The following is a 17,703-nucleotide window of genomic DNA, read 5'->3' as shown; positions in this document are numbered from 1 at the left end:
TGCGAACCACTTCCCTTTTTCATGTTCTTCAGAAAGCTATCGACGCTATCCCTGGCGTGGCGTCTGGTACACCGGCGGTACTTCTCGCGCAGTCGGCATATCGTGTCCATCAGTAGCAGCGGCCAGATGCCCGTTCTGCTTTGTCAGGTTGAGGAACGGCTCGATCAGATCAAGCGGCAGTGGGAAGATGATGGTCGAGTTCTTCTCAACCGCAATCTCTGTCAGCGTCTGCAGGTAGCGCAACTGTAAGGTAGCAGGTTGCGAACCGATCATTTGAGCGGCCTGAGCCAGTTGGGCCGAAGCCTGCAATTCACCTTCGGCATGGATGATCTTGGCTCGCTTCTCGCGTTCCGCTTCCGCCTGCTTCGCCATAGCGCGCTGCATGGTAACAGGCAGCTCAATATCTTTGATTTCTACAGCAGTAACCTTCACGCCCCAGCGCTCGGTATGCTCATCAATAATCGTCTGCAATTCGCGATTGATCTTGTTACGCTGTGAGAGCAATTCATCAAGTTCGGACTGACCAAGCACATTACGCAGCGTCGTCTGACCAATTTGCGTCGTGGCCTGGATGAAGTTCATCACATTTACAACGGCCTGGGCCGGGTCAACAACGTAAAAGTAGATCACCGCTGTGACCTTTATCGTCACATTATCGCGCGTAATCACTTCCTGCGGTGGAACCGTTAGCGTAACGATACGCAGGTCAACCTTGATCATACGCGAGATGAATGGTGGCACCAGGAAAATTCCTGGTCCTTTCGCGCCTGTCAAACGACCAAGCACGAAGATCACGCCTCGTTCGTATTGCTGCACCACCCGGATAGCAGACAGGAACAATAAGATCGCAATAACAACAATGACGCCAATGATAACCAGGATTGCAGTGGTTGGGTCCATGAAACGCCTCCTTTATTACCCCCCAATATAGCTAGGGGTAGGATTATTAAGTGTATCAACAACAGGTTTTACGTGTAGACGTAAACCCTCGACGGCAACAATACGAACTTGAGAGCCAGGATCGACGGAAATTGCAGGCGGGTCCAACACAGCTGCCCAATCCTCACCCTCGTAATTTACTCGTCCTTCGGGTAGAAGAGGAGTGACGGCGACAGCAGTATTACCAATCATACCCTCTGTTCCTGTAGAAACAGGCCTGCGCTTTATTCGTATGATCAAAGTGACAACGTACAGGCCAACCAGGCCAACCAGACCTCCCATCGCATAAACAATGATGGGGTTCACCTGGGGTCCCGAATACGGCCCTCCGCTATTGAAGAACAGCAAAGCCCCGACGATCAGCGAGACCACCGCACCAATCGTCAGCACTCCATGGGTTGTCAGCTTGACATCGAGTACAAGCAGTACGAATGCCAGCGCCATTAACGCCAGACCTGCCCAGTTTGGCGAGAGCGAGCCGGCGCCAAACAGGAAAAGGATCAGCGCAATACCTCCTGTAACGCCCGGCACAATCGCACCCGGATGCGAAATCTCAACGAATATGCCTACGACCGCAACAATGAAGAGCAGGAATACAATGTTCGGATCAATCAACAGCGAATAGAGCGTATCAACAATGCCCGGCGAGAGATTCTGAACCGCAATCCCCTCTGTATTCAATGTGACGGACTTCCCGGAATGCAGCATAACCACACGCCCATTGATCATGTTCAAGAGGTCGCTCAGATTATTTGCGCCAGTACATGGCAGGTTCTTTTGCTCTATCACCTGATCGTTGTAAGGAGAGGCACAATCAACAATATGCTGGCTCTCCGCGGCGCTATCATTGTAAGATTTTGCCTGCGTAATCATCAATAAAGCCGGATTGACGTTGCGCCCATAGAGCGTCTGAACGCTGGTCATCAGCTGTTCCAGGTCATTTTCAATCTTGGCTTTGAGCGTGCTGCCAATATCACCACCTGTATCCGTCACAGGGCTGGATGCGCCGATACGCGTAGTCGGCGCCATGATGGCGACATGCGCGGCAAGCGTGACAAACGCGCCCGCGGAAGCGGCTTGAGCACCTGACGGAGAAACGTAGGCAATAATCGGTACAGTACTATTCAGTTCAGCCTCGTACATCTGGTTCATTGATTCGATGTCACCCCCAGGTGTATCGATCTCGACCACCAATGCCGTCGCGCCGTCATTCTCAGCAATATTGATGCTGTTGGTGAGATAGCGCAGCGAAGCAGGATCAATTTCACTATTGAGCTGCATGACATCGACATGCGGAGCTGTAGATGAAGCCTGCGCGGGACGAGCGCCAAAGGACAGAGCGACAATGACCAGCCCCAGGATAATAACCGTTAAGGGCAAAAGCGACAACGCGGATGACTTGCGACCGGCGCGATGCGAAAACATAGTATCCCTCCAACCGGTAAACACCCGGCAAAAACAACGCGCTCCATTTAGTATTCAATTTCCATCAGTATCATACCACAAGCTCAATGTAGGCTCGAAAGTTGTAGGATTCCCCTGCAACAGCTATACGCGCCCAGGTTATACTCCAGCTTTCATAACGAATTGTTATAAACAAATATAACATACTGCTATGGCCTTGTCAAGCCTTTTTCCTGTAGTGATTCCCAGCAGTCTCCAGGACGAGGGGAGTCTATCAGGTCTCAGGAGCGCAAGATTCTTCCATCATATCTCTTGAAGATTTTCTTTTCCTCTCGCTTCTTATCTGCTTTGAGTGCATCTTCTTTAAAAAAACTCGTAGCAGAAATCTCGCGGCTGAAGTTGTCATCTGCTGGGAGTTTTCCTTCTTAACGAATGTGTCAGGTCGCGTTGCTTTCGCCTTCAGGATGATCCCACACATCGACGGCACAAGCCAGAAGTCCTTGCTTGTTGTCGATTGCTTGTCTTTTTGCTTTCCCTCCCACCATAGTGGAGGCGAAAAGACACGCAGTCTGGACGACTTTTACTACATGATGTCCTTTCTTGCTATTTTCCTTTCAAAAGAGCAAACACATAGAGATAATTCATACTTGGGTGTGTTTCATTTTTTTGCACGAAGGAGGTGGTACAATACAGGGAAAAACAAGCCGAGGGAGATGAGAGCAGGAAAGCTAAGAAGAACAAACGGCAGCGCAGTGAGCAGATCCAGCAAGTGAGCGCCGGTTTGCGCGACCTGCTAGGGATGAGCCAATGGAGGAAAGAGCACCCAGCGGCGACGTGGGCTGAGATCGAAGCGGCGGTCGATGAGCAAATGAACCAGGTGCGGGCGCAAGTGATCGAGGATCTGGTGCAGATGGGAGAGAGCCAGTCATGGAGTCAGCTGCCGCAAGAGCAACGCCCGAGGTGTGAGACGTGTGGCAAAGCATTGGTGTCGCGAGGAGAGCACAGCCGCTTTGTAGAAACGAGCGGAGGGCAAGCGGTCAAGGTGAGACGCACCTATGGCACCTGCCCACAATGTGGGCAAGGCTTTTTTCCCCCTCGATGAGCAGTTAGGCCTGGGCAGTGCAGGGCTGAGTCCACGCGGGGAGGAAACGTTGGTGCGGTTGTGCATCTGGATGCCTTTTGAGCAAGCTGCCGAGCTGCTCGCTGACCTGGTAGGGATACGGGTAAGCAAGGCGACGGCTCGACGCGCCACCCTGAACAATGCACAGATCGGGCTTAGACTCGATGAGGCCGAGCAGGAGCGCCTCCAGCAGGAGTTGCCCCAAGCTCCTGCTGGAGCCGACAAACAGCAGCTCAGTGCGGATGGAGCGATGGTGCATCTGGTTGGGGGGGAATGGGTGGAAATCAAGACCCTGGCTTTGGGGGAAGTGGCACGCAACAAACGAGGGGAGGTCTGCACCCAACACCTCTCCTACTTCTCCCGTCTGGCCGAGGCCACCAGCTTTGAACAAGCTGCCCTGGTGGAAACGCATCGACGAGGGCTGGAAGGGGCAAAGGAGGTGTGCGCGGTGCAAGATGGGGCGCTGTGGCTGCAAGGCCTGGTCGACTACCATCGCGCTGATGCGGTGCGCATCCTAGATTTTGCCCATGCCAGTGAATACCTCAACGAAATCGGGCAGGAGGTGAGAGCGCAGGGAGGCCACTTGCCCCAGTGGTGGCTGCAAGGGGCGTTGCATCGGCTCAAGCATGAGGGACCCTCTCGCGTGCTGCGCCATCTCAGGGGGGTGGCCGCTCACTTTCCCAGTGCCACCATCCAGAGCCATCTGGCCTATTTAGAGAAGCGCGAGGGGCAGATGCAAGACCCCAGCTATCAGGCCGCCGGGTGGCCCATTGGCTCCGGCAGCGTCGAGAGCGCCAACAAGCTGGTGGTGGAAGCCCGCTTAAAAGGAGCAGGCATGCGGTGGCAGGAGCAGAACGTCAATCCCATGCTCGTGCTGCGCAATGCGGTCTGTAATCGACGCTGGAGCCAAACGTGGAAGCAAGTTCAGGCGAAGCTGCGCAGCCAACGGAGCCAACGGCGAGAGGCCAAGAGCCAACAGCGACTCGCCTCTGTCTTGTGGAGCCTGATGTACTGGCAAGTCCGGCTGGAGCGACTCGGTCGACCACCTGTGGCCGCTGCCTCTTCCCCAGCAGTTGAGGCTGCGGCCCAGCCGACTGTTCGTCGGGTGAGCCCTGGCTATTCCTGGCGCAAACCGTTTTTGAGGCGTCCTTCTTCTCCCTCGACGAGCTCGCCCCTGGTTGGTGCAAAAAAATGAAACACACCCTTCATACTTATTGCACTTGATAAATAAAGAAATATCAGGTATGCTTTATCAAGATGCTTGTATTATGCACCCTGTAGTTCGTTCCTGATAGATACCTCTCAAACTTTTTGTTCGGCCAATGGCAATTTAGCTCATTATAAAGAGGAGAAATACTTCATTGATGATTCTGCTCTTTGTTTTGTCGTTCTGCCGTATCGTCATAGCACTTGTCTTTGGCTTTTCATCGGTAAAAAAGATGATGAATATGGCCGCATTTGAGCAAACAATCATTCAGTTTGACATCTTGCCTCGATCTATTACGCGCGCAGTGGCTTTGCTTTTCTTAGTTGGAGAATGTGTTGTTGCTCTGCTCGTTACCGTAGGAGGGCCATTTCTGAAACCTGGTTTTTACCTAAGTATTTTGCTTTTGAGCATATTCTGTACCGCCCTTATTTCGGTCTTGCGACGACATATTAGAACATCCTGCAATTGTTTTGGTTCGACGAAAAAAATGGTGTCCGCTATTGAAGGGTGGAGGAATGTAGGTTTTATCGTATGCGCCTGTGCTGGATGCATTATTCTTGCCGAACCGAATACTAGCCAGGCATACCTTAGTCCGGCTGAATGGGGAGTGATTGGACTTGGAGCAGCGGTATTTTGGTTTCTCTGGCTTCATCTTGACGAAATTGTACAGCTTTTTCAGCAGGGGTAGTTCCGCTGAATACAGGTGTCCAGAAACAAGGGATGAAACATGCAACAACTTCTTCTGCTAAGTTCAATATTACTTTGGGTGCTTGTGTTAGTGAATCTGATCTTAACCCTTGCGCTTGTGCGAAGAATAAATTCTATGTATCAGCCGAGAAACAGTCTCAAGGAAGGACAGCCAGCACCCCATTTTTCTGCTGAAACCCTCCGTGGCGAAACGGTGACTTTAGAATCATTTACAGGAAGAAATATAGCTTTTATATTTATTGAACCGGCATGCGGGCCATGCCGTGAAGCCCTGCCGAGTTACGAATACCTCGGTCCGAAGGCGGCACGAGCGAACGTTGATCTTGTGCTAGTGAGTACGGCTGACAGTGAACGAACACGCCGTTTTGTTGACGAATTCAACATCACCTTGCCGATTCTGATAGCACCTCACGATAGTAATCCCTTTACGAAGGATTATCTAGTGTCAGGTACTCCAGCCTATTGTTTGATTGATACAGAAGGCAAAGTGCAGTCTACTGGGTCGCCGAACTTGAAATGGGGAAAATGGAAGGGGCTTGCAGAAGCTTGGGAAAGGCAGGTAGAACAAAGTACAGTTTAATGTCTCATGAAACGGACGAAGGGAGGTGATTTGAGAAGCTTCTTGTGAAACAATTCTTCAGGCAGTTTTTGTAGCTTTGATTGGTGTGTTCGCTAACCGAACAAAGTAACTAAACCTCAACAAAGGAGATTTCTTATGAAATCATTCGCGAACACTCTTGTTTCGATGGTTGATCGCCTCATATCGAAGATCAATCCGCTCAGTACCTTTATCGACCGTATTGTGGTTGTGATTGCTCCACAATCTATCGCCGTCGCTTGCAGTGGAACATACTGCGAGAGTCATTGCGAGTGGCATTATGACTCAGCTTGTTATAAGGCACTTGGCTGCCCAGTCACTGTAAACTATTATGCAGCAGGTTTTAACCAGTGTGAGTCAGGGGCATTCAATTGTACCCAGTACACCAGTTGTTGCGGGGGAGGTTATTGCGACTAGTTAATGTGGGAGCGCGGTTTTTGCATCTAAATGGACTTATGAAGCCTGTCCTCCACACCTGACGTGCGCTTAGGTGTGGAGGGCCATCGCTCATAGCTCCTAGCTTTATGCTCTAATGTTTCCGTAGGATCGCGAATGCTTGCCGAATTGATGAAGAAGAGAAAAGCTCGTGATGACGTTTTTATTCATATGCGACATATTCCTCTTACTCTTGATATGTGTTATTATTGGGATAATACGTGTTGCTTTTGTAGTGATTACAATACAAGGCCGGAGTATGCTTCCCACTCTTTGCGAGCGTGATCGTGTACTCATCTGGCGTTTTTGGCCGGCCAGATTTTTACGACGAGGTCAAATCATTATCTTACAGCAAGAAAGTCAGCGATTCAAGGGACTCCCACCATACATTAAGCGTATTACCGGAGTCCCTGGTGATATAATTACCTTTCCTTCTGATCTTTCAGAACATGTTACACTATCGCTGCATGCTCAACACCATATTGGAAACCAGCGCATGTGGCATATTCCTCCAGGACATCTTTTTGTTCAAGGGGATAACCAAGCAGAAAGTGTAGATTCTGTCTTGTGGGGTCCCATCTCTTTTGACCAAGTAGGAGGAATAGTAGTTAGGAAGTTGTCGGGTATTGGAGGCGAGGTAAAGGAGAAGCGTACATAACAAAATGTGTTAGAGGAGCTTTACGATTCAGGAATTTTAAACGGCGCTTCTCTATGACAGAGGAGGAGTCTATGCTGACACGTGGAAGAGGCAAGGCCTATGCTAGCTGACGAGGCATTTGCCGCCCAGGTGGGGCAAGTGCAACAGGCGGCGAAGGCGATGCGAGAGAATATTGAGCGAGTGTTGATTGGCAAGCGCGAGGTGATTGACCTGGTGATCGCAGCCTTGTTGAGCGATGGACATGTGTTGATTGAAGATATGCCGGGGATGGGCAAGACGATGCTAGCGAAGGCGCTAGCACATTCATTGGGGGCCTCGTTCCATCGTATTCAGGGAACGCCGGATTTGTTACCGACGGACATTACCGGCATCAGTTATTTTGATCAGCGCAAGCAAGCCTTTATCTTTCGTCCAGGTCCGATTTTTACGCATATTTTATTAGTGGATGAGATTAATAGGGCTACACCGCGCACGCAGGCGGCCTTGCTTGAAGCGATGGCGGAACGGCAAGTAACGGTGGATGGGGAAACAATGCCGCTGGCAAAGCCGTTTCTGGTCCTGGCGACCCAGAACCCAATCGAATTGGAAGGAACGTTTCCGCTTCCTGAAGCGCAACTGGACCGTTTTTTGCTTTGTACCCGGCTTGGCTATCCTACCGAAGATGAGGAACAGGCCATCCTGCACCGCTTTAAACAGGAAGACCCGCTGGAGAGCTTGCAACCGGTCGTAACAGCGGAGCAGGTGATAGAACTGCAACGCGTGATCCGGCAAGTTCATTGGCAGGCGCAGGTTGAACGCTATCTGCTTGCTATTGTGCGGACAACGCGGGAGCATCCGGCGGTAGCACTGGGCATTAGCCCGCGTGGCACCATGGCGCTCTACCGGACAAGCCAGGCATTTGCGGCCATGCAGGGGCGGGCGTATGTGCTGCCGGATGATGTGAAGCGGCTGGCTCCCAGCTTACTTCCGCACCGATTACTCACTACCACACGCACTCGGCTGCGGGGAAAACGACAACAAGAAATTCTAGCAGAAATTATCGAGGCTATCCCTGTACCTATAGAAGAAATCGCGCCACCACCGGCCAGAAAGTAGGAAGAGGGATACGTGCAGACCGATGATGTTCTTGACCCGCTCGATACGAAACCGTTGCGCCTGCACCGACTCTGGTATGTGCCTGGCTGCGTCCTCTCTATCATGAGCCTGGTAATTGAACAACCGCTGTTGTTCCTGGCCGCGCTGTTCGCGCTGGTTATCGCTTGTGTGCCTGCCTGGTGGTATCGCTATGCATTGCGCTCGCTTGAAGCGCGCCAACAGGTCCACCCGCAACGCCTCTTTTTTGGGGAAGATGTGGCACTCACGGTGACGATTGAGAACCAGAAACGACTGCCCCTGATCGGGCTGGCCTGTCAGGTGCCGTTACGACCCCCGCTGCCGTTTTTCTCTCTGCAAGAGGCGCAACGCGAGACGCTGGGGGCCATAGATTATGTTGGAAGCCTGTGGGGATTTGAGCGAACGACTCGTCGCTATCATCTGCGTTGCTTTGGGCGTGGCTTCTACATGGTGGGGCCGTTTACCTTAGAAATCAGTGATCCGTTTGGCTGGATGAAACGACGGATCACGTTGCCGCTGTATGACACGCTGCTGGTCTACCCGCCTCTGGCTTCCCTGGAAGACCTGGGACTGCCAGGGCTGCATCTGATGGGAGAAGCACATACGACACATGGACTGTTCGAGGATCCGCTCTATGTAGTAGGCGTGCGTGAGTATCAACTGGATGACGATCCGCGCCGCATTCATTGGAAGACCAGCGCCCGCGCTGGCGAGTTACGTAGTAAAGTGTACGAGTACAGTTATCAACGCCGGGTGCTTGTCATATTGGAGATGGGAACGCCGGAGAAAACACTGGTCGCTTTGAGCTGGGAGATGCAGGAGTTTGCGATAGCAGTGGCTGCCTCGGTTGCGATCTACTCGCTCGATGAAGGCTATATGGTAGGCCTGCTGACAAATTGTGCCGCGCTGACCGGGCGGGAGTTGAGCGGCCAGACTGTCGGGCAAGCGAAGCAGCACTGGGGAGAACCAGGTATGGCGGCTGATCTTGTTCCTGAAGGGATATATGTGCCTTTTGATCGTGACGCAGGACAATACGAGCGGTTGTTGACCACCTTTGCGCGGCTCGTGCCTTACCTGAACGTGCCGATGGAAGAGGTGTTGGAGAGGCAAGACGAGATATTCACCAGAGGAACATCCGTCATACTCGTAAGTGCGGTACAGACCTTGTCTCCGGTCACCATCGAACGGCTTCAGGAAGTGCGTTCAAAAGGGAGTGTTGTCCAATGTGTACTGGTAGGTGACCAGGATATGCTGACCCTTGCTGAGGCGGTTGATTTCCCCATATATGCTGTGGGAGGAAGTGAGAGATGGCATGCGCTTATTCACGCCATTGCTAACGAAAGGCGAGCGCCTGACTGAACGGAGGCCTGCCCGTTTCAACTGGCTGGACACCATGGCTGTTCCGATGGTGGTGGGAGTGATGGAAGCGCAGTTCGGGGTGCTGGGATTTGTGATCGGGGCGCTGCTTTTTACAGGCAAGAGCGAACCACCACTTCTACTCGAGGGTGGCGTGATACTCATCTGGTGGAGTACCTACTGGTGGGCGTTCGTGGTAAAACGAGGGATCCAGCCACGGCTAGGGGAAGAGCGCGCTCAGCTGGTCTATGTTCCTGCGTTACCAGTGATCTATCTCCTGGTAGTGGGCCTGCATCCCCCGTTTGCGGCAGGTATTCCACAGCTCATTGCTACAGGTATTCTGAGCCTCAGCTTCTGGTGGCGTGGGAAGGTGCGTGTTGAAAAAGGTGGGCAGGAAGAGTCGCTGCTGGTTATTTTTCAGATCGGATTTGGAACGCTCCTGGCCCTGCTGCTGTTAGTAGTAGTCTATCCCGCGTTTTCTCATACACCGCTATTTGATGCGCTCGGAATGGTTCTGCCGGTGTTTGGTCTGAGCGGTTTCGCGGCACTTTCGGTGAGTTATTTGAATACGAAGTATAGCAGCCCGAACGCGAGCAGAGGGTTGCGTACACAGTTCGCGAGAACGGGGCTGTTGACGCTGTTTTTCCTGGCGGCAATCGCGGCTTTCACGATGATCCTGAGTGTGGCAGCATTTGGACCGCTTGAAGCGTTGTTTGCGCCATTGCTCACGATAGTGCGTGCGTGGTATTTCTGGCTGCTAGGTTTCCTTTTTGCGCAGCCGGGACCCCCGCCCCGCCCTCTCAAACTCAAACTCACTCCGACGCCGGGGATAGATGCGCAACCAGAAAAGCATGCGCCACCCGTTTCTCCTCTTGTTGATGAGGCATTGCGATTACTGGCGATCATAGGCATTGCCTTGTTGACGCTGGTTGTGCTGGTAGCTGTGGTGTGGATGATACTGCACATCTTGCGAGGTCGCATTGATGAGAATGAGATACAAAAAAGCATACCAGCTAGCGCGAGACGCCGCCCGCCAAAGGAAGTCAGAAAAGCACGCGAACCGCTCAACGCCGCATCGGCGCGCGCCCGCTATCGTGAATTTCTGCAAGCAATGGCCTGGCGAGGTGAAGATGCAGGCAGACGACGCGCTAACGAAACGCCACTCGAGTATCAATATCGCCTTTTGGCCGCTCTAGAACCGACGAGACAAACATATGCAGGCAAGTCACCTGATGATGCGATGATTCTAGAGGAGTTGACGCAGGCGTACTTGTTAGAACGGTATGGCGAAAAGGATGTGGATCCACGGAAGCTGACCTATTTACGCAGATGGGTACCGCTTTTGATCAAGAGACTGATACCCAGGTTACGAAATAAGCAACTGAGAAAATAGGGTGTAGCTTGCAAACACGGAAAAGGCAAGTAAGAAGCAGCTTGTAGGAGAAATGGTTCAGATGATGAGGAAAGCAAGTGAGCAGCTACTCTCACTTCATGCCAGTATCGCGCATTTCCCCTACATGCGCATTTTCAGCACCAGGGCCGCGCCAAAAAGGAGAAAGAGCGTTGCCACCGCGAAGATAGCGCGATAACCCAGGGCAGTTGCCGCAAAGATGCTCACCTGGGCGATAATGATGCCTCCTAAAAGAGGAGCAAGGATCGATGGCAAATTATCGGACGCGCCCCACAACGCTAAATCTTTCCCAATGGATTGCAGCGAAGGCATAGCGTCAATCGCTAAAGCCCAGTCGACGCTGCTATAGGCGCCGTAGCCAACACCAAAGAGCAGACCCAACGTCCAGAGAGGGAAGCTGCCGGGCGAAATCACAAAAGAAAATGAGGCCAGCGCCATACATACGGTAGCGGCACAAACCACAGGCGCTCGTTTCACTCGATCAGAATAAATGCCCAGTGCCAGGGCGCTGCAAAGCGCTCCCACCAGCGCAAGTATTGCCACACCCGCCGTTGCCTGCACGAAATTCGTCGCGTGGGCTACATTCGCAAAATAGTATTCGATGAAGGTCATAAATAAGGAAAGCCCCATCATGACGGAGAAGCGCGTCACAAAGATAAGCGAAAAATTATAATCACGCCACGGTTTGATCCAGTTATGCGCAAACCAACGGCGAAAACGGACTAAAGCCTTCTCTTGCCCAAGTGTCATTTCAGCTGGTGGGAGTACGTAGCGTTTTTCTCGCACCCCGATAACTGTAATGACCAAACCCACAAACAGGGCGATGCCAGTCAGCAAATAAAAGAGGCCGGCTCCCTGCCGTATAATACCGGCGCTCGTCGAAGTCAAACTGACCGAGCCAAGCAGATACGCCGCCACTCCCAGGCTGCCGACATTGCCGATGATCGTCATCAGGCCTACGTACCCGGAAGCCTCACCGCGCTGCTCCTTTGGCACGCGATCCGGCAAAAGCGCCTGGTAAGCAGCATTGGCTGCATTACTGCCAATCTGATTGATGACCAGGGCCAGGACAAAAATGATGACATTACCGGCCAGCGCCAGTAACAAAGCGCTCAGCAACAGCAGTGCAGTTCCAGCAACAATATAGGGCCGCCGGCGCCCATACCTGCTGGTTGTATGGTCGGACAACATGCCGAAGACCGGTGGTAGAACCAGCGAGACAACCGCTCCCACCGCCGAAATCCAGCCCAGCAGCACCGCCTGCTGAGCATTTCCTACCTCACCCCGCGGCACAAATAGCAAAATCTGGAGCGGTATTACAATCGGCAAAAGGGCGGCAGATTGCGCATTGAGTGAGAACCAGAAGACGCTGAGGATCAGTTGCTGGCGAACCGTCAGTCTACGAGGAGCATTAGACACATCCATAGAACCTGCCTTCTCAAGCTGTTTGCCGGCACCATTGGAGAAAGAAAAATAGTGCCTGCGAGTTTTATAGTAGCACAAAAAAGCAATCGCGGGCAAAACTGATATATACTATTAGGAACACCTGACTATAGCAAAAAATTCGGTAAAGGACGATCAAATCATGGCAATGTCAAAACGCTGCATTCCTTATACCCCACGCTCTCGCGAATTGAATCAGACCTCGTTCGCGCTCGTTACAACGGCAGGCGTTCATTTAAAAGACCAGGAACCGTTCAATGTTGACGGCGATAATAGCTGGCGTGTTATACCGGGAGATGTGCGGAGCGAGCAATTAATGGTTACGCACGATCATTACGACCACCACGATGCTGATGAGGACATCAATGTCGTTTTTCCCATCGACCGTTTGCGCGAACTGGCAGAAGAGGGCATCATCGCCGGAGTAAGCGATAAGCACCTCGGATTCATGGGCTACACACAGAACTTCCGCGATCTGTATGAGCGAGCGGCTCCTGAGATGGCTAAAGTAATCTTACGCTCCAAAGCCGATGGTGTTGTGCTTACGGCAGGCTGCCCCCTCTGCCACAGGGTAAGCGCCATCATCCAGCGCGAAATAGAGATGGTTGGCATTCCGACCGTCCTGATTACCGTCGCCCCCGAACAATCGCAGCAGGCCGGGCCGCCTCGCTCAATCGCACCATATCATTTCAAGCTGGGCAATAGCCTCGGTGGGCCACACCAGAACAACTTGCAGCGCAAAGTATTGCTGGATGCGCTCAGGCGCTGGGAAGCGCGCGAAGAACCAGGGCATCCCTGGGAAATCACCTATCCAGATTATGACAGCAGCGATTGGCAACCAATCCGCCAGCAGGAAAGTAACTGAAAAACATGATATGATGTTATGAAATAAACTTCTGGGAGGAATTTTTGACATGGATGTGCAGGATAGACGAGTAAAACGGACACAGCATCTGCTGGCGAAAGCTCTCATCGATTTGACGCTGGAGAAAGGCTATGATGCCGTCACCATCCGTGATATTACCGACAAGGCTGATGTAGGATACGCCACGTTTTTCCGCCACTACCACGATAAGGATGCCTTGCTGCAAGAAGTATCGGAAGTAGTGCTTGCCGAGCTAAAAAATCTTTTACCAATGGGTCCGGGCGAGGATGCGGTTGCTCTCGGCAAAACCCTGTTCCATTATGTACAGGAAAACAATAGCATAATCCGCGTCTTACTGAGCAGTCGCAGCAGCACTCCCCTGATGGAACACATCATCGATATCGCTACCGATGAAGTATTGAATCAGAACATTCCTTTAGAGGGAAGTGCTGTACCATCTGAGGTCGCGGCTTACCATCTTGTCAACTCTTCCATCGGCCTGCTCCAATGGTGGCTGGAACACGATATGCCTTATCCACCCGAGCGCATGGGCATCATTTTCCATGAGCTTGTCTTCCAGCCCACCCTTTCGATAGCATTCAGTCCGAATTCGTTGAACCCGGAGAATGTTTAGCTACAGCTTGCGCAGCGCCTCGAACAAATTCTCATTGTCTGGCATATTGCCGGGACTGTCCTGCACTTCGATAAAGCGGATGATGCCTTCTTTGTCGATGACGAGCACCGCTCGATTCGACATTCCAGCCGGGTTGCGCAACCCATACAAATCGACCACTTTTCCCTGGGGGTAAAAATCCGAGAGCAAGGGAAACGAGGTATTCATCGATTTAGCCCAGGCATTTAAGGCATGGGTGCTGTCCATGCTGATACTGACGACTTCCGCGTCAAAGTCCTTAAAGCGATCCAGTTCGGCCTCATATGATGGTAGCTGCGCCGAGCAAACCTTGCTGAAAGCAAAAGGGACGAAGGCAAGTACGACATTTTTCTTGCCACGAAAATCGCTCAAACGCCAATCTTCACGGTTATTCGTCTTCAGTGTGAAATCGGGTGCGACATCACCAACTTTTAATGTGTTTGTCTCTGCATGGGTAGCAGTACTCATTCGCATGTATCCTTCCAGACGTATTGTTAGTGTGAAACTTAGCGGATAGAAACGTTACTGGCTAAGCCGGCAAATCGTCTTGCACAATGTGCGAAGTTATGAAATAAACGCACAAGCGACACGACGGTCTATCGTCCAGTATTCTAGCACCGCCCGGAAGATCTTGTCAAACCGATTATTGCACGAGCGAAATTCAAAATGATACAAGAAAAAGCCTCGGAGAAAGCGTTAGTCAAATCGAATAATGACAGACCCCTTACTATTTTCTGGAATGCGTTGGTAGCGCGAAGGGGTATTATCGCCTATCTACCCATTATCGTAGTAATTATCCTGATGTTTCTGGGCGCGTCCTGGCAATTTTTCTGGACTCATACCGATGGGGCGCGCTACGAATGCTACGCCCTCACCTACTGGCTAGGCAGCAGCGGCGAGAAGTTACTGCCTGGTGTTCAATGCGCATTTCTGAATACCTCTTCCGTAGCCCAGTCGCAGCCACCATTTCATATGCTTCCCCTGGAGTACCCCCCGCTCACCGTCGTGGTCTTCTCGTTAGCCCTCATCGCGCCGCTCTACTATTACCAGCTCATGTTTGCTATACTCATGGCGCTGATGTCCGTGCTGATTTACTGGCTATTGTTGCGTTACGCTCCACGCGGGGCGGCGTTGGCATTCGCGGTCTTCCTGTTAATTGGTGCATGGGCCACCGCCCAGGCGCGCTTTGACCTCGTACCCGCCGTGCTCACACTCCTATGTCTCATCGCGGCAGAACGCAAGCATTGGACGGCGGCATATATTGCCCTGGCTTTCGGCTTCCTGCTCAAAATCTATCCTATTTTGCTCCTGCCCGCGCTCTTTATTGCTGAACAACATGACGCGCAGATGCTCTCTATCCCACCCGGATCGTTGACAATACAAACTCTGCCAGGTGAACTGGGCCGTTTAGTGCGAGGCATACCTCACTGGCGCTGGAAAAATACGCTCATCTTCTTCGCCGTTATTATAGGTATTACCGGATTCTTCGCGCTCTTTGATTTCAATGGAGCCGTATTGAGCCAGTTGAGCTATTTCGCGAACCGCCCTGTTCAAGTCGAGGCTACCGGCAGCACACTCGTCTGGTTAGGAACGCAACTCGGCTTTCCCGTCCAGGTCGTCTACACCTATGGCTCGGTCAACCTGGTCAGTGTTCTAGGCCAACCCGTATCACTCCTGTTTGATGTACTGTTAGTGCTGGGCTACGTCTACACAATCTGGCTGCAGTGGCGCGGGAAAATTGATGTTGTGCAGGCCTTTATTGCCATATTGCTTGTCTTCATTGTCACCGGCAAAGTGTTCAGCCCGCAATACCTGATATGGATCATTCCCCTGCTGGCCTACAGCGGCGCATACAATCGCTTCTGGGTGCTTAGCTGGACCACTATTTCGCTGCTCACTACCGTGATTTACCCTTACTTCTATTTGCGTACCGCGGACGCTACTCTGGCACCTTATGTCCCGGGATTCATTCCGGCGGTTGCCTTGCGTGACGGGCTACTTCTGCTATTGACCCTCGCCTATCTCTTCAACTGGTTCCAGCTACGCCGGCGCAAGCCATTGCCACCGGTATTTACGGGAAAAGAGACACAGCCCCTGGCCGTACCATGACCAATACGTCTAACTTCCCTTTAGAATAGAGGGACCAGGCTGATTACATACAGAACTGCTCTCACGTTAGGTCAAAGCAGGAAGAATAGGTAAATATCGTGCCAGTTCTTCACCTCCCGGAAAAAATTCGTCAATTTAGCATCTGGAACTTCTCCTTAACCACCATATATCCACGAGTATGTTACAAAAGTTCAGAGAAATTTTTTATGCTTGTCCTGAACAAGATTTCTAGATTTTCTTATTTTAATAGAAATACCATTGACAATCACCCGATAAGTATATTATGATAAATACAGCCATATAACCTTTCGTTTAAGAAAGTGAATCTATAACTTTCAACTTTTCTTCTCTCTTGCATACGCACGAACCCTACTGATTAGAGCCTTAAGCTCGCCCGTTGATGCAGAGAGCAAGCTGGTTTTCGTCGACCCGGAATTTGAAATTTATTATGATGAGAGAGTGCCTTATATCATCGGAGCTTGTTTCTTGCCCCTCCATTGGAACACGTCGCATTTACCGGAATGATGAGAGTGGGATCCTGATTGTAGACTCACTTATAATAAAGTTTACTCCTATCGAGTATCAGTTGCTTCTATCCCTGCTGAGTGGGCACCCTGTAGCGGATTCTCAACTTGCCCGAGAAGCGTTTTCTTGTGAATTAGATCGAAGTACTCAAAAGAGACTGAATAAGCATATTGATAAGATTCGCAATAAATTGCAGCTTGCAGGACTGAGTATACATCGTGTTTCGAGATATGGCTATTTACTCCTCGCTGCCCAGTCTTGATCTTTGTTTTGCCTTTTCTGCCTATTTGCTTGATTGCTTCCCCAATACATCCTCTTTTTTGGGGGGCTTTTTCCCCTCAGAGGGGCTTTTTTCCTCTTCTTTTTCGTAGAATTTTCAAGTATCCTTTGCCTATTGGCTCTGCTTAGCAGAACGGGTAAGGTGTAGAGCAATCTTTAAACTTAACCCTTGCCGCTCATCTAGCCTGCATTTTTGCCGGGAAACCTTAAACATTTACACGCCACACCCTGTGGACACAAAGAAAGGAAACTCTAATGTTCAAAACTACTCGCACTATCATGAAGAGCTTTTTGTTCGCTTTACTACTAGCATGCATTGTTACACTTCCTCTGGATTTCACGGGAGTATCATCCGCCCTTGCAACTACCAAGCCACACCCTCACGCCAAGCACCCCCATCAATTTGTTTATACTTCCCCCTGTCTCTCTGAAGCTGCGGGTATATCATATGATGGACCTAATGAAATATTACTCTCAGGTTCTACATATAGTACTTGTGGTGGTCCCGGTGTCGTTACGAATGTTAATCAGAAAATGCTCGTTACCAATGGTTGTGAGGGTTCATATGGAACCGGTCCATCTACTCTCTACGACGAATTCGAAATTTCATGGCAGGATACTGATACAGCGTATTACACCGACCAGGTTGGTTGTGTTGTTTGCCACTATACAAATCACCACTTAACAGGCGAAACGTATCCAAATTTCATTATGTTTCTGACTGTTAGCGCGACTGGAAACGTAACTGCCTAGGTTCGCTCAAGTTGCCTCAAAAGAGGGAAGAAGCGGATGACCAGAGAGCGTGGTCTGCAAAGCCGACAAGAGAGGAAGCCCTTGTTTGCGCAACGTGGACAAATACCCACGGATACGGCTAAAAGCTT

The 17,703-nt window shown here is 51.2% G+C and carries 14 protein-coding genes; 10 read left to right on the top strand and 4 right to left on the bottom strand.

Features of this window, described 5'->3' with window-relative positions; all coding sequences use genetic code 11:
* Positions 1-45 precede the first annotated feature (45 nt).
* Complete coding sequence (locus VFA09_25565) at positions 46-900, bottom strand: slipin family protein (protein HZU70668.1); 855 nt, start codon at positions 898-900, stop codon at positions 46-48.
* Positions 901-915: 15 nt separating this feature from the next.
* The gene (locus VFA09_25560) at positions 916-2,364 is read right to left on the bottom strand and encodes a nodulation protein NfeD (GenBank protein ID HZU70667.1); all 1,449 of its coding nucleotides are present in this window, start codon (positions 2,362-2,364) and stop codon (positions 916-918) included.
* A gap of 658 nt (positions 2,365-3,022) precedes the next feature.
* Between VFA09_25560 and VFA09_25555 the strand changes: the two genes are divergently transcribed.
* The 7 genes from VFA09_25555 (at position 3,023) to VFA09_25525 (ending at position 10,931) form a co-directional block, all read left to right on the top strand.
* Positions 3,023-3,445, top strand: coding sequence for a hypothetical protein (locus VFA09_25555; protein HZU70666.1), 423 nt, complete (start codon positions 3,023-3,025; stop codon positions 3,443-3,445).
* A complete protein-coding gene (locus tag VFA09_25550; GenBank protein ID HZU70665.1) occupies positions 3,399-4,658 on the top strand; it encodes an ISKra4 family transposase in 1,260 nt (419 codons plus the stop codon). Before VFA09_25555 ends, VFA09_25550 begins: the two co-directional genes overlap by 47 nt.
* 169 nt (positions 4,659-4,827) lie before the next feature.
* A complete protein-coding gene (locus VFA09_25545; protein HZU70664.1) occupies positions 4,828-5,358 on the top strand; it encodes a MauE/DoxX family redox-associated membrane protein in 531 nt (176 codons plus the stop codon).
* Between the two features lie 39 nt (positions 5,359-5,397).
* A complete protein-coding gene (locus tag VFA09_25540) occupies positions 5,398-5,958 on the top strand; it encodes a TlpA disulfide reductase family protein (GenBank protein HZU70663.1) in 561 nt (186 codons plus the stop codon).
* Between the two features lie 1,210 nt (positions 5,959-7,168).
* Entirely contained in the window at positions 7,169-8,164 is a 996-nt protein-coding gene (locus tag VFA09_25535; GenBank protein HZU70662.1) for a MoxR family ATPase, read from the top strand.
* A 12-nt stretch (positions 8,165-8,176) separates the two neighbouring features.
* Positions 8,177-9,541 carry a DUF58 domain-containing protein gene (locus VFA09_25530; protein ID HZU70661.1) on the top strand — a complete coding sequence of 455 codons (1,365 nt, stop codon included), beginning with the start codon at positions 8,177-8,179 and terminating at the stop codon, positions 9,539-9,541.
* Positions 9,495-10,931, top strand: a complete 1,437-nt coding sequence (locus VFA09_25525) for a DUF4129 domain-containing protein (GenBank protein HZU70660.1) — start codon at positions 9,495-9,497, stop codon at positions 10,929-10,931. Before VFA09_25530 ends, VFA09_25525 begins: the two co-directional genes overlap by 47 nt.
* 120 nt (positions 10,932-11,051) lie before the next feature.
* Here VFA09_25525 and VFA09_25520 read toward each other — a convergent pair whose 3' ends face one another.
* Positions 11,052-12,374, bottom strand: coding sequence for an MFS transporter (locus VFA09_25520; GenBank protein HZU70659.1), 1,323 nt, complete (start codon positions 12,372-12,374; stop codon positions 11,052-11,054).
* A 160-nt stretch (positions 12,375-12,534) separates the two neighbouring features.
* Between VFA09_25520 and VFA09_25515 the strand changes: the two genes are divergently transcribed.
* Complete coding sequence (locus VFA09_25515) at positions 12,535-13,257, top strand: glycine/sarcosine/betaine reductase selenoprotein B family protein (GenBank protein HZU70658.1); 723 nt, start codon at positions 12,535-12,537, stop codon at positions 13,255-13,257.
* Between the two features lie 49 nt (positions 13,258-13,306).
* On the top strand, positions 13,307-13,891 hold the full coding sequence (locus VFA09_25510; GenBank protein HZU70657.1) for a TetR/AcrR family transcriptional regulator: 585 nt from the start codon (positions 13,307-13,309) through the stop codon (positions 13,889-13,891).
* On the opposite strand, the gene VFA09_25505 is transcribed toward VFA09_25510, so the two are convergent.
* Positions 13,892-14,377 carry a peroxiredoxin gene (locus VFA09_25505; protein HZU70656.1) on the bottom strand — a complete coding sequence of 162 codons (486 nt, stop codon included), beginning with the start codon at positions 14,375-14,377 and terminating at the stop codon, positions 13,892-13,894. It lies immediately after the preceding gene.
* A 198-nt stretch (positions 14,378-14,575) separates the two neighbouring features.
* Between VFA09_25505 and VFA09_25500 the strand changes: the two genes are divergently transcribed.
* A complete protein-coding gene (locus tag VFA09_25500) occupies positions 14,576-16,018 on the top strand; it encodes a hypothetical protein (protein HZU70655.1) in 1,443 nt (480 codons plus the stop codon).
* Positions 16,019-17,703 lie beyond the last annotated feature (1,685 nt).

Source organism: Ktedonobacteraceae bacterium (assembly GCA_035653615.1).
Classification (GTDB): Bacteria; Chloroflexota; Ktedonobacteria; order Ktedonobacterales; family Ktedonobacteraceae; genus DASRBN01.
The sequence above is the reverse complement of the archived record's forward strand: the minus strand, read 5'-3'. Positions and strand labels throughout refer to the sequence as shown.